Source organism: Rossellomorea sp. NPDC077527 (assembly GCF_044542955.1).
GTDB classification, from domain to species: Bacteria; Bacillota; Bacilli; order Bacillales; family Bacillaceae_B; genus Rossellomorea; species Rossellomorea aquimaris_E.
On record NZ_JBITVL010000002.1, the window covers coordinates 829,253 to 843,035 of the forward strand.

Below are 13,783 nucleotides of genomic sequence, written 5' to 3' on the forward strand. Positions count from 1 at the left end.
TTATTGTTCCTCAAATTCAGGATCGGTGATGATGATTTCGACACGCCTGTTTTTTTGGAGATTTTCACTTGTATCATTCGGTGCAATCGGACGAGTATCCCCATATCCGACAGCAATGAACCGCGTTGGATCCAGGTTCTCGGTTTTCGTTAAGTATCGGATTACACTGCTGGCCCTTGCAGACGAGAGCTCCCAGTTTGACGGGAACCGGTATGTATCGATCGGACGGTTATCCGTGTGTCCTTCCACTTTTACAAAATTCGGGATCCTTGTTAATAAATCGCCCACTTTATTTAAAAACGGATAGGCAGCCGGAAGGACCGTTGCCTCACCTGAGTCAAACAGTGCCTGCTCCTGGAGTACAAGCACGACTCCACGTTCCGTTCTGGTTGCTACAATAACGTCATTCAATTTATTTTCCTTCAAATAGCTTTGAATATTTGAAAGTAGCGCGTTTAAATCCTGATCATCCTCACTTCCCTGCTGTTGTGAGTCATCTGATTCCATTTCAGGTTCTGCAGACGGATCATCAAAAGGAATGACAGAAGGATAAAACTCAAGGATCTGCCTCTGCTGAAACGAATCAGCGATGGTCCTGAATTTCACGATATCAATTTGAGACATGGAGAATAATAGAATGAAGAATACAAGAATAAGAGTAATCAAATCAGAAAACGTAACCATCCATTTTGGAGCTCCTTTAGGCTCTGATGCTGGTCTTCTCCTACGCTTCATCTTCTAATGTCCCTTCATTTCTCTTGAGAGAGTACAACTGTAATTCTTCCTGTGATAAGAAAACACTTAATTTTTCTTCCAATATTTTAGGATTTTGACCGGACTGTACCCCGATGACCCCTTCAATGACGATCTGCTTCATGAATACTTCTTTCTCTGTCTTCATCGCAAGCTTGGATGCCATGGGCAGGAACACAAGATTGGCAAGCAACGAGCCATACAGTGTCGTCAGCAGGGCAATCGCCATATTCGGCCCTAATGAAGAAGGATCATTCAGATTCTTCAACATTAAGACGAGACCGATCAACGTACCGATCATCCCCCAGGCAGGCGCATACTCTCCAGCCTTATCGAGTAAACTCTTATTTTTACGATGCCGCTCTTCTAACGCGATGATCTCAGCATTCATAATATCGACGATGACGTCCTGCTCGACTCCATCGACGGCGAGCAGGACTCCCTTCCGAATGAAAGGATCCTCGACTGCTTCTACTTCTGCCTCAAGTGATAGAAGGCCTTCACGTCTTGCTTTTTCTGATAGTGTTACAAACGTCCGGATCAGATCGTGAAGATCGTACTCCACATCACGAAAGGATTCCCTCATTACTTTACCAAGTTGCTTCAATTCCCTGATCGAAAAGCTGACCAGCATGGCCGCAATCAATCCGCCGATGACCACAAGCATGGACGGAAGATCGATGAAGGAACTGAAGCCGGTCACTCCTGCATTCGATATGATGGCGAATGCAACGAATAGAAACCCTACTACAACCCCGATTGGTGTAAGAACATCAAGCTTTTTCATTTTGACTCTCCCTACAAAATTAAGTTCTGTTTGTCTTTGTCCTTTATATCGACAAACTTCTTATTTTGTTGAGTTGCGGTGCTCAAGTCGATGAGGAAGAACAACCGTCGATTCGTCGACTGTTTCTTTGTTCATATATTTCGTTAATAATCTCATGGCCACTGCCCCGATATCGTATAAAGGCTGTACGACAGAAGTCAGTTGAGGTCTTACCATAAGCGCTAATCGTGTATTATCGAAGCTGATGACCTCTACTTCTTCCGGGATGGAAACGTTTTGATCCTGAGCACCGTGAACGACACCAAGAGCCGTTTCATCATTTCCGACGAAAATGGCTGTCGGCTTGTCCGAAAGCTCAGAGAACTTCTGCCATGCTTCCAGGCCTGAGTCATACGTATATTCACCTTCAACGACAAGGTCATCGCTGTATTCTACGCCTGCCTTGGCAAGAGCTTCCCTGTATCCTTCCAGCTTGAATTTCATATTGATCGTATCGTGGAACGGACCGCTTACGAATCCGATGCGCTTGTGACCCTTCTCAAGCAGATCCGTCACTGCGTCAAAGGACGCTGCCTTGTAATCGATATTCACAGAAGGGATCTTGTTCGTTTCTTCCACTGCACCCGCCAATACGATTGGTACCGGAGAACGTTCAAACTCCTGAACATGCTCTTCTGAAATGTGTCCCCCAAGGAACAGGATGCCGTCCACTTGCTTTCCAAGCATCGTATTCAAGAGATGAAGCTCCTTCTCGGCATTCTGATCCGAGTTGCTTAAAATGATATTGTATTTATACATTGTCGCGATATCTTCAATCCCGCGTGCCAATTCAGCATAGAAAATGTTCGAAATATCAGGGATGATAACCCCAACCGTCGTCGTCTTCTTACTCGCAAGCCCTCTTGCTACTGCATTCGGACGGTATCCAAGGCGATCGATGACCTCCAATACCTTCTTTCTCGTTGCCGGCTTTACATTCGGATTTCCGTTAACAACACGGGAAACCGTCGCCATCGATACATTGGCTTCTCTTGCTACATCATATATTGTCACGTTCATAGCTAACACTCCTTTACTCTTCTACTCATTTACCTTATTCTACACCAATTAAACCTAAAGAAAAAAGCGATTACAATAGTTTGTTAAAAAATGCACATATTTATGTTCACATTAGTGTTTATATAGGTTATTTATCTGCAATTATGTAGATAATCATACGATAGTCTTCATATTCCTGCAATGAGCGGGCTTTTATTTATGCAAAAAGATTATTATAGCATATTAGTGGGGAGTTGGGTGGGGGTATTTTTGAATGTATGGGTATGGGGGGTGCCTGGGTTTCGCCGTTATATTTGGATTTTCGCTGATATATCTTGGATTTCGCTGATAAAATTGGAATTTCGCCGTTATATCTTGAATTTCGCCGTTAAAACGAAATTTCCGCTGATATATTCTGGATTTCGCCGTTAATACGAAATTTTCGCCGTTATATCCTGGATTTCGCCGTTAAAATAAAATTTCCGCCGTTATTTCCTAGATTTCGCCGTTAAAATGAAATTTTCGCCGATACCCGTACTAGTCCGCATAGGCTGCACTTCATTTTAACCATAAAAAAAGCTGAATCCCCTCTAAAAAGGATTCAGCCTTTCAACTATTATACTTCTATCGTTCTGCCCTTCAACAACTCCTGGTAGAAATGATCGAATTGATCCAGATCCATTTGTTGAGCAGAGTCGGATAACGCTACGGCAGGATCAGGATGAACTTCTGCCATGACTCCATCAGCTCCGACGGCAATTGCCGCTTTAGCCGTTGGAAGCAATAGATCCCTGCGTCCTGTAGAGTGCGTAACATCCACGAATACCGGTAGATGCGTTTCCTTCTTAAGGATTGGCACCGCTGAAATATCCAGTGTATTTCTTGTCGCTTTTTCATACGTACGAATTCCACGCTCACATAGGATGATGTCGCCGTTTCCTTGTGAGATGATATATTCGGCAGCATTGATGAATTCATCGATCGTCGCCGCTAAACCACGCTTAAGCAATACAGGTTTTTTCACGGAACCCGCTGCTTTAAGCAGTTCAAAGTTCTGCATGTTTCTTGCACCGATTTGAATGACGTCGATGTATTCTAATGCCGGTTCGATATCAGCAGGGTTTACGATTTCACTGACTACAGCCAAATCGTATTCGTCTGCCACTTTTTTAAGAATTTTTAAGCCTTCAATTCCAAGGCCCTGGAAGTCATATGGTGATGTTCTCGGTTTGAACGCTCCGCCTCGAAGCAATTTCAATCCTTTTGCTTTAACGGCTTTCGCCACTTCCGCCACTTGTTCGTAAGATTCAACGGCACATGGTCCGAAAATGAAGTGTGGTTTTCCATCTCCAATCGCATCTCCGTTAATATTGACGATTGTATCATCCGGTTTCTTTTTACGGGAAACGAGCAATGCTTTACGATGATCGTCTTTTTGCAGTTCAAGACCGGCTTTGAAGATCTCTTTGAAGATATGTTCAATGGTCGAATGTTCAAATGGACCATCGTTATTTTCCTTGATCAGATCAAGCATGCCTCTTTCACGAACAGGATCATAGCGGTATACTCCTTGAGTCTCCTTGACACGCCCGATTTCCTGAACGAGTTTAGCACGTTCATTGATGGTTTCTAATAGTTTTAAGTTCATCTCGTCGACTTGTTTTCGTAATTGATCGAGCTCTTGATTACTCACAATACAGCACCCTTTCTTTTTTTATCCTGTTCATACGTAAAAACTGTTATAGTTTTAAGAAAGTATGATACATTTTTGATATTGAAACTTATTATAATAGAACAGATCTAAAATGTCACGACAAAATTCTTTATTAGTTAGACGCTTTTAAGCACTAAAGTATTTAGTATAGTATGAGAATAGGCTAAAGTGGGTGAACACGAATTGAAAAAAAAGCAAAAAATCTTTGCATTAGACATCGGAACCCGATCCGTTGTAGGTATTATTTTAGAAGAAATAGACGGAATATTTCAAGTTTCAGATATATTGATAGAAGAACATAAGAAGAGAGCCATGCTCGATGGACAAATTCATGATGTTCCCGCCGTGGCGGAGGTCATTTCCTCCATCAAGAAACAATTGGAAACAAAACACGGCCCCCTTCATAAAGTGTGCGTCGCAGCAGCTGGACGGGCCCTTAAAACGGAAACGGCTCTTGCCTCGTCCAATATCAAGGGTAAACCCCTACTTCAGAAAAATGATATCCTGCATCTGGAATTAAGTGCCGTTCAACAGGCACAGGCATTAGCTGCCGAACATGAACATGATGCGAAGGGCTACCATTATTACTGTGTTGGTTATTCCGTCCTCTTCTACCGGTTAGATGGAGAGGAGATCGGAAGTCTCATCGATCAGCAAGGGGATGAAGCGAGCGTCGAGATCATCGCTACCTTCCTTCCGCGTGTGGTTGTCGATTCCCTGATCGCTGCACTGAATCGTGCCGATTTGGAGATGGAAGCCTTGACACTGGAGCCCATTGCAGCCATTAATGTCCTTATTCCCGAGTCCATGCGACGCCTGAACGTTGCACTCGTGGATATTGGTGCGGGAACATCCGATATTGCCATCACCAATATGGGGACCGTTATCGCTTACGGGATGGTCCCGACTGCGGGAGACGAAATAACGGAAGCGATCAGCAATGAATTATTGCTGGACTTCCCACTGGCAGAACAGGCAAAGAGGGCCCTTCAGTCCTCTGAAGAGATTACAGTCACCGATATTCTCGGCTTTGAAACGAACCTCCCTTCACAAGAAGTGATAGCGAAAATCTCACCGGCTGTGGACCGGCTCTCCGGAGAGATTTCAAAGGAAATCCTTCGTTTGAACAACGGAAAACCCCCACAGGCCGTTATGCTCGTAGGAGGAGGAAGCTTGACGCCCGAACTGCCCGGCCGACTGGCTTCATTCCTTGAACTGCCTCACAATCGTGCAGCTGTCAGAGGCGTGGAGGCGATTCAAAATGTCACCTTATCGGATGACGTAAAAAAAGGTCCGGAGCTTGTCACACCGATCGGAATCGCCATTGCAGCGAAGCAGGCACCTGTTCAATATGTGACAGCGTATGTGAACGACCAGCCTGTAAGGTTATTCGAAGTAAAGGATCTGACCGTTGGCGACTGCATCCTGGCAGCTGGTCTAAAATTAACCAAATACCATGGAACACCGGGGAAGGCGTTCTTTGTAACCGTCAATGGTCAGGACATCACATTGCCCGGCGGTCACGGTCAGCCTCCACTCATTGAGAAAAACGGCATGCCGAGTGAACTAGATGAAACGATCCAGAACCATGACCGGATCACAGTCCATAAAGGGGTGGACGGTTCTTCGCCGAAGGTTACGATTGGCGAGCTGGTTGATACCTCTTCATCCAAACATATTGTCCTAGACGGGAAACCGCATCTGTTTACTCCCCTCGTGTTCAGAGACAATCAGACTGGATCAATGGACGAGATCATCCAGGATCGTGATGTGATTCGAATCGAATGGATCGATACCTTAATGGATCTGCTGACCCATGTCGGCTATCATGATTGGCTGGAGGGTATCAAACCTTTTCGCATTTCCATCAATGGTGTAGAGACGTTCTTCCCTGTTTATAGCGGGAAGGTGTTCATACACGGTATGGAGACTAAACTTTCGGCAAAGATCAAGGATGGTGACGTCATATCATTCAAATCAGCTATCACCCCTACCGTAAAGGATCTTCTCGTCAAAAAGCAGCTCACCACGGAAACGGCAATCAGGATCACGTTTAACGGGGAAGAAGTATTCCTTACGAAAGAGAGCAGCCGAATCACACGGAACGGCACTAAGCTCGGAATGGACGATCGTTTATACTCCGGTGATTCAATTGAAATAGAAGAACAGCAAACGGGCTCATTTATTTTTCAGGATCTATTTAATGCAGTGGAAATCAACATGCCCTCTCACTCGAACGGAAACTTCATTCTTTTGAAAAATGGCGTGGAAACGACTTTTTATGAAGACATTCAACAGGGAGATCAACTGGAAATCCTCTGGCCTCAAGGATCACGATGATAGAAACCAAAAAAACTGGCGATTACGCCAGTTTTTTTATTATGATCCAACTTGTCCAGGTATGGAGCTCGTACGGTTCGTCGGATGAATGGTGTTGTCTTCTTCAGTGGAGGTAGAACTTGTCATGTTCTCTGATTCCCCCGTCACTTCTTCCCCAGCCTCTTTCACTTTGCCGCCAATGTCCTTCAATTCTTCTGCCGCTTCTTTCGTAGTGGCAATCATTTCCGATGAATCATCCTTTATTTGATTCACTTGATCTATCACATCATCATTCACCTTTTCATACAGGCTCTGAGCGTCGCTAATCGCTTCCTTCAACACACCCGTCGCTGATTTCAAGCGGTCCTGCCAGTCATTCACGACTCCTGAAGGATTCTCTTTCACTTTCTCTATCATATCCATTGTGGAATCCTTCATGTCTGATGTTCTGGAAGTGACGTTCTTTCTCGTGGTTTTATCCAGCATGGCAATGGCTCCACCAACGACGGCTCCCACGACCATCCCCTTCACAAGCTTTCCATTTCTTTGACTTTTCACTTTCGTCGTATTTCTTGTCCCGGTTTCATAAGGTACAGGTTGTGTCATGAATCGATCCTCCATTTATCGTTTTTTATTCTTACAAGTTACTTTCCCTGTAGGAAGAGGAATAAACGTAGAGGACGAAATTACCAAAAATTATCAAATCCAGTTGTTTTACATGCCTTGATTTACAAATGTCCTCTCACAGAGTCGAGGCAGTCCTCCCCATCCTCTCAACAAATTTTGGATGACAGGGTGAAAAAGCGCTTGCTACAATTAACCACTTCCCCTTTCTCAACTCTGTTTACAATAAAAAAAGACCCTGATGAAATCAGAGTCCATTTCCTTATAGCTTATCCAATTCACTTTCGGTAATCTTCCAATGGGAAGCGTTCCAACCTGGTTTTCCATCGATAAACAGGAAGGCTTGGGGAGATTCGTGCCTGATGCCGTATTTCTCAGCAATATGATGGGACAATTCTCTCGACTCTTGAACGGCTAGATAATATCCTTCTTCCTCTTCATGCTTGTTCAGAAATGACTGGTATTCTTTAAAAGCACTGGAGCTTACCGGACAAGTCAAGCTGTGTTTCATGAAGAAGAATCGTGAATTGGTTTCGGATAGTTGTTCAAACTCCTGAACGGTTTCAATCTTTTTCATCTATATCTTCCTTTCCTTGAAACTGTAGTTGATTTTTACCCAACAAAAAAACGGTGAAGTAATCATATCACTTCACCGTCCCTGGAATCAATCATTACTGATTGTATGATTTTTCAGTTTCATCGAATGCCTTTTTCGTTTCCTCGAGCTTTTGATTCACGTCTTCTGTTTCTTCGACAGGTGAAGTTTCACCTACAGGAACAGCTTGCAGCTCATCTGTTGTTTCCTCCAGCTCTTTATTGTTGGAACGGTATGTTTTTAGCTTCCCAACCACATTATTGGATTGCTCTTGTACTGATTTTGTAAGGGCAGAAGATTTTTCTTTCGCGACTGCGGCAAACTCATTGCTCTTCTCAACAGCCGTGTCCTTCCACTGACCTGTCTTTTCTTTCAGGACGCCAGCCTGCTCATTGATATCGTGGCGAAGGTCTTTACCGGATTTAGGAGCGAGTAATAGGGCCGTTGCAGCTCCTACGATTCCCCCGATCAATGTTCCGATCATGAAATCCTTTGAGTTGATGTTGTTGCTGTCGTTTGCCTGATTTTGGTTCTGGTTTTGATTGTACTGTTGAGTCATGTAAAAATTCCCCTCTCTAATTGTTATAAGATCTTGCTCTTTTAACTAATTTTTCTCGAGATCGAACTTCCTTGGATGCTTGGTTTGGAACAGCTACCTCAGCAACATCAGGTTGTGTTGGCTGTTTTTCCTGTTTTTGTTTCCATTTGTCCTTTAACTCAATAAATGCATTACCCCATTGAACCACTTGTGAAATCTTACCCTGGTTACGCTCCAGTTCGGTTGAAATGGATGTGCTTACCTTCTTCACTGAGTTATTAAGGTTCTGGATGGAATGCCCTACATCCCTTACCGCATAAACAACCGTGTTTAGATCCTCGGATTTCTTCTGGATATCCTCAGCCAATAAATTTGTTTTATGTAGTAGTTCTGTAGATTCCTTTGTTACTCCTTGAAGCTGGCTCTCAAGGCCGGTCAATGTCGTAGAAACACTGTCCAAGGTTGAGCCGAGTGACTTCAAAGTCTTCATGACACTCAAAACTAAAATAAAAAATGCAACGGCTATTACAGCAACGCTCAGATAAAGAATTATTTCCATATGCCACACCTCCATGTATAAAAATTCTTTACCCTTATGATGAACAATTAAACATTATACTAGTATTTCTCCTTCGTTAGGAATTTTCCTGCATGAAAAATAAAAAAATATTCACTTGGAGGAGCATTTCTCATTTCGGCTCTCTCATCCCACAACATTTTAGGGTACAATAATACTGACCACAAACAAGGGGGAAGATCGAATGAAAGATCCACGCATTGAAAAACTGGCTAAAAATTTAATTCAATATTCTGTTCAATTACAGCCGGGAGAAAAAGTATTGATTGAAAACTTCGGCTTGCAGCGCGAACTAGTGACGGCACTTGTGAAAGAAGCTTATAAGGTCGGGGGATATCCATTCGTATCCATCAAAGACCACGCAGTAGACCGTGCATTATTAATGGGAGCACAGGAAGAGCAATACGATATGATCGCAAGCTTCGAAGCGAACGTCATGGAGCAGATGGATGCATACATCGGTTTGCGTGCAGGTGACAACATCAGCGAACAATCCGATGTCCCTGACGAAAAGATGAAGATCCACGGCAATACAATCGGGAAGAAAGTACATAGAGAAATTCGAGTTCCTAAGAAAAAATGGGTTGTACTCCGCTATCCGACTACATCTATGGCACAGCTTGCAAACATGAGCACAGAAGGGTTCGAAGACTTCTACTTCGACGTATGCAACCTGGACTACAGCAAAATGGACAAAGCCATGGATAACCTCGTTGAACTCATGAATAAAACAGACAAAGTCCGCCTTGTAGGAGAAGGGACGGACCTTTCATTCTCCATCAAGGACATCCCAGCCGTGAAATGTGCAGGACGTCTGAACATTCCTGATGGCGAAGTGTACAGCGCACCAGTGAAAGATTCCGTAAATGGCGTCATTTCCTACAATACACCATCTCCTTACAATGGATTCACTTTCGAAAATGTGAAGTTGACATTCAAAGAAGGTAAGATTGTGGAAGCTACGGCAAACGATACCGATCGAATCAACAAAATCTTTGATACAGATGAAGGGGCAAGATATGTAGGGGAATTCGCCATTGGTGTGAATCCGTTCATTCAGCACCCGATGCAGGACATCCTTTTTGACGAAAAGATCGACGGCAGCTTCCACTTCACACCTGGTGAATGTTACGAAGAAGCCTATAATGGAAATCACTCCAACATCCACTGGGACATGGTGATGATCCAGCGTCCTGAGTACGGTGGAGGCGAAATTTATTTCGACGATGTCCTGATCCGTAAAGACGGAAGATTTGTCGTGGAAGAACTTGAAGTGTTGAATCCGGAGAATTTGAAGTAAGAATGAGAGCCACCGTCATGATGAATGATGGTGGTTTTTTTGTGGTTTTGTTTCTGTATCTCTTGGTTTTGACAGGTGATTTTTGTTGGGAATTCTCCTGTTGAATTTTTGTCTGATTTCAACTGTTGATTTTCGACGCATTTTCACCTGCTGAATTTCGACGCATGTTCTCCTGCTGAACTTTCACCCAATTTTACCTGTTAAATCCCGACCCTTCTTCTCCTGTTAATTCCCCACTATCAGACAAAAACAAAAAAACCGGTTCCCATAAGAACCGGTTTCTCCATTTATTTTTCTTCCTTCACTTGTGCCCCAAGCGTCTCTTCATACGCCTGCTGGAATTTCTGAATGTCTCCTGCCCCCATGAAAATAAGGACGGCATTTTCATGCTTGAGCAAGGCAGTCGTGTCTTGTTCATCGATGATTTCGCATCCTTCAATCTTGCTCTCTAGATCATGGATGGAAAGTTTCCCATGGTTTTCACGGGCAGAACCAAAGATTTCACAAAGGTACACTTTGTCTGAAAGACTCAATGTTTCAGCAAACTCAGAAAGGAAGGTTTGCGTACGTGTAAATGTGTGCGGCTGGAAGACCGCGATGATTTCTTTTTCAGGATATTTCTGTCTGGCCGAGTCAACGGTTGCCTTGATTTCAGTCGGATGATGAGCGTAGTCATCAATCAGGATCTGCGTGCCCACTTCTTTTTCGGAGAAACGGCGTTTGACTCCTTTAAATGTGCTTAAACGTTCCTGTACGACAGCTGTATCGAGTTCCTCATAGTGACAGATCGCAATGACGGACAGAGCATTCATGATGTTATGGTCGCCGAATGTAGGGATTTTGAATGCAGCATAAAACTCATTACGGACAAACACATCGAATGAAGTACCTGAACTGTCCCTTGATACGTTTCTCGCCTGGAAGTCATTTTCCTCGGCGAAGCCGTAGAATACTACTGGGACCTGAGCCTGGATCTTTTGCAGCTGCTCGTCATCTCCGCATGCAATGATTCCTTTTTTCACCTGCATGGCCATCTCCTGGAACGCAGAGAAGACGTCATCCACGTTGGCAAAATAGTCGGGATGATCGAAATCGATGTTCGTCATGATGGCGTAATCCGGGAAGTAGGATAGGAAGTGACGGCGGTATTCGCATGCTTCGAATACAAAATATTGAGCATCGACTTCTCCTTTACCCGTTCCATCCCCGATCAGGAAGGAAGTGGGCTTTGCCCCACTGATGACATGTGCCAACAGTCCGGTCGTGGACGTTTTTCCATGTGCGCCCGTCACGGCTACGCTTGTGAATTTCTGCATGAAGTCACCAAGGAATTTATGATATCTGGTCACAGGCAGTCCTTGTTCCACAGCTTCTTGGATTTCTTCATGGGTATCAGGGAATGCATTCCCTGCGATCACGTGCATATCCCCTCCAATGTTTTCTTTTTGGAAAGGGAGAATTTTTATATTTGATTCATCCAGGGCTTTCTGTGTAAAGAAATACTTATCTACGTCAGATCCTTGGACCTCGTAGTCCATATCGTGGAGTATTTGGGCTAACGCACTCATGCCCGACCCCTTAATTCCTACGAAATGATATATCGTCATAATAGAACCTCCAACAATCGTCTATCTAAAAGCATTATATGAAATCAATATTTATTTTGCCATCGGTCTTTCGCTTTCGATATTCTGAGTATAGAAGAAAGCGAACTTTCTTCAACTTGAAACATTATATCATTTTTTAAAATGCCTGACCATGCACAAGCTATGAAAGACTGGGTAGAATAAAGTTTGGGGCTTCTTCTTTCAAAAATGTTCTCCATAATACCCCAGTTTCTTGATTCATTTGACCGTAGTGATCTTTAAGTTTTTCCCGTATGTCCTCGGAATGCACAGGAAAAACAGGACCTAAGATCCACTCATGTACGACGAGAGGGACTTTCCTCACGAAAAAGGACTGTCCTTCATGGATTTCCTTTTCCAGACAATCAGGGTTGATTTTAACAGAGACCTCATCTCCATGGATGAGATGCTGACAGCGGAGGATCACTCCATCCTTTTCCTTCACTGTGACGGGTTCCCAGGCTGCCGTCAATACAACGGCACCGAGTAGTTTCGCTGATTCATGAAGCGGATATGACTGAAGAAATTGAAAGAATAGAGTTTGTCCCTTGATGGTCTTATAGTCGAACAAAAACCATTCTTGAAATAATTTCTCCACTCTTCCGGCTAAACGAGTCTGATCTTGGTGAAGGAAACGATTGGAGAAGATCATCTTCGCCCGCACCTTTTCCCTTATATTTGTTTCCTTGAGCGCGTATTCAAACGCTTTCCGGTAGAGATCTTGTACCTGTTCTTCTGCGATCTTCTGTTTTTTTTGTCTGAATCGCTCAAGATCTAACGTGCTTTCCTGCATGTTCTCACCTATTCGAATTCTACTTTTTCCAGACGGGGGTTCGGACGAAGCTTTCTTCCTGCCTTCGCTTCAGGAGAACCATCAATGACGACATTGTCACCTGTAAACCCGACGTGGATCTTGAGAAGGCTGCTTCCCACTCCGTACATATCGACAGGAACTTGATTTTCCTCAAACTGACGGATGCGGTCTTCGTTAAAACCACCTGATACCACAATCTTAACGTGATGGTATCCTTCTTCGTCCAAAGCGTCTCTCAATGCATTGATCAACTGCATATTGACCCCGCGTGGATCAAAGGTTCCAAGCACGTGCTGATTCCTGAGGAAATATTTATCGATCATCATTCTTGATGTATCTACCCTTACCCCTTTTAATTCCGATCCAAACTCTCTCGCGACCTTTAATGAGTCAGTAATGACGTCATTATTGTAGTCGACAAGGGCGATAAGCTCGTCTTCAGGAAATGTTTCCTTGTACGCTTTCGTTGCCTCGACAATGTCACCGTTGAATAATTGGATGAGGGCATGTGGCATGGTCCCCATCCCTTTCTTTCCCCACCATTCGTTCATGGCGTGAGTCGCCTGGGCTGTGGATCCCCCGATGAAGGCTGCATAACCGTCTCCCGCCTGCTGCGTGAAGTGATCATCTCGGTCACCCATAAAGATGACGGGCTTTTGTTTCCCGGAAAGGGAAGCGGCTTTCATGACATTGTAAACACTCGTCGCCACGGATGTTCTTCTGGCAAGGATGCCGTCGATGATGCCTTCTAAATAACCAAAGTCCTGGTATCGCCCCTTGATGGTCAGTACCGTTTCAAACGGAGAGATCTGGTCTCCATCCTTTAAGGAATGGATTTCAAGATTCTCCGGGTTATCAGCGAATGTATGCAGAAGGGCGATGACTTCATCGGTTCCGCATATCACGGCGTGAGTCTTTTGAAAAAATTGCATAGTGACATATGCATCCGGCTTTTTCTTCTTGGCGATTTCCTTCGTTTTCAAAAAATAGACAGCTGAAAACCAGCCATCCTTGATTCTTTCGTCAAACTTGAATGTATGATTGGTCAACCTGTTGAGTTTTCCTTGAAGTTTCAATTCTATTTCTTTCATTCTTAAAG

At 43.9% G+C, this 13,783-nt stretch carries 13 protein-coding genes; 2 read left to right on the forward strand and 11 right to left on the reverse strand.

What is annotated here, in order from left to right; translation table 11 throughout:
- The 4 genes from motS to ACIGG7_RS09430 all read right to left on the reverse strand — a co-directional run bounded on the left by motS (position 1) and on the right by ACIGG7_RS09430 (position 4,271).
- On the reverse strand, positions 1-735 hold the full coding sequence (motS, locus tag ACIGG7_RS09415; RefSeq protein ID WP_397549593.1) for a flagellar motor protein MotS: 735 nt from the start codon (positions 733-735) through the stop codon (positions 1-3).
- Positions 725-1,540, reverse strand: coding sequence for a flagellar motor protein MotP (motP, locus tag ACIGG7_RS09420; RefSeq protein WP_397549594.1), 816 nt, complete (start codon positions 1,538-1,540; stop codon positions 725-727). The genes motS and motP overlap by 11 nt, the downstream gene beginning before the upstream one ends.
- 60 nt (positions 1,541-1,600) lie before the next feature.
- A complete protein-coding gene (gene ccpA, locus ACIGG7_RS09425; RefSeq protein ID WP_224939569.1) occupies positions 1,601-2,599 on the reverse strand; it encodes a catabolite control protein A in 999 nt (332 codons plus the stop codon).
- A gap of 595 nt (positions 2,600-3,194) precedes the next feature.
- A complete protein-coding gene (locus ACIGG7_RS09430; RefSeq protein WP_224939559.1) occupies positions 3,195-4,271 on the reverse strand; it encodes a bifunctional 3-deoxy-7-phosphoheptulonate synthase/chorismate mutase in 1,077 nt (358 codons plus the stop codon).
- Positions 4,272-4,475: 204 nt separating this feature from the next.
- Between ACIGG7_RS09430 and ACIGG7_RS09435 the strand changes: the two genes are divergently transcribed.
- Positions 4,476-6,632 carry a cell division FtsA domain-containing protein gene (locus ACIGG7_RS09435; RefSeq protein WP_397549595.1) on the forward strand — a complete coding sequence of 719 codons (2,157 nt, stop codon included), beginning with the start codon at positions 4,476-4,478 and terminating at the stop codon, positions 6,630-6,632.
- A gap of 39 nt (positions 6,633-6,671) precedes the next feature.
- On the opposite strand, the gene ACIGG7_RS09440 is transcribed toward ACIGG7_RS09435, so the two are convergent.
- The 4 genes from ACIGG7_RS09440 to ACIGG7_RS09455 all read right to left on the reverse strand — a co-directional run bounded on the left by ACIGG7_RS09440 (position 6,672) and on the right by ACIGG7_RS09455 (position 8,927).
- Entirely contained in the window at positions 6,672-7,217 is a 546-nt protein-coding gene (locus tag ACIGG7_RS09440; RefSeq protein ID WP_397549596.1) for a YtxH domain-containing protein, read from the reverse strand.
- A gap of 280 nt (positions 7,218-7,497) precedes the next feature.
- Complete coding sequence (gene ytxJ, locus ACIGG7_RS09445; RefSeq protein WP_397549597.1) at positions 7,498-7,812, reverse strand: bacillithiol system redox-active protein YtxJ; 315 nt, start codon at positions 7,810-7,812, stop codon at positions 7,498-7,500.
- A 94-nt stretch (positions 7,813-7,906) separates the two neighbouring features.
- Complete coding sequence (locus ACIGG7_RS09450) at positions 7,907-8,389, reverse strand: YtxH domain-containing protein (RefSeq protein WP_224939555.1); 483 nt, start codon at positions 8,387-8,389, stop codon at positions 7,907-7,909.
- A 16-nt stretch (positions 8,390-8,405) separates the two neighbouring features.
- Complete coding sequence (locus ACIGG7_RS09455; protein WP_224939554.1) at positions 8,406-8,927, reverse strand: DUF948 domain-containing protein; 522 nt, start codon at positions 8,925-8,927, stop codon at positions 8,406-8,408.
- A 202-nt stretch (positions 8,928-9,129) separates the two neighbouring features.
- On the opposite strand from ACIGG7_RS09455, the gene ACIGG7_RS09460 reads away from it, so the two are divergent.
- Positions 9,130-10,245: an aminopeptidase gene (locus tag ACIGG7_RS09460; protein ID WP_397549598.1), complete on the forward strand. Its 1,116-nt coding sequence runs from the start codon at positions 9,130-9,132 to the stop codon at positions 10,243-10,245.
- A 287-nt stretch (positions 10,246-10,532) separates the two neighbouring features.
- Here the strand turns inward: ACIGG7_RS09460 and murC are convergent, their stop codons facing one another.
- The 3 genes from murC to ACIGG7_RS09475 all read right to left on the reverse strand — a co-directional run bounded on the left by murC (position 10,533) and on the right by ACIGG7_RS09475 (position 13,775).
- Positions 10,533-11,852 (reverse strand): UDP-N-acetylmuramate--L-alanine ligase, encoded by a 1,320-nt coding sequence (gene murC / locus ACIGG7_RS09465; RefSeq protein ID WP_224939552.1) that lies wholly within the window; start codon positions 11,850-11,852, stop codon positions 10,533-10,535.
- 160 nt (positions 11,853-12,012) lie between these two features.
- On the reverse strand, positions 12,013-12,663 hold the full coding sequence (locus tag ACIGG7_RS09470; protein WP_397549599.1) for a hypothetical protein: 651 nt from the start codon (positions 12,661-12,663) through the stop codon (positions 12,013-12,015).
- Positions 12,664-12,671: 8 nt separating this feature from the next.
- On the reverse strand, positions 12,672-13,775 hold the full coding sequence (locus ACIGG7_RS09475) for a nicotinate phosphoribosyltransferase (RefSeq protein ID WP_224939550.1): 1,104 nt from the start codon (positions 13,773-13,775) through the stop codon (positions 12,672-12,674).
- Positions 13,776-13,783: the final 8 nt, after the last annotated feature.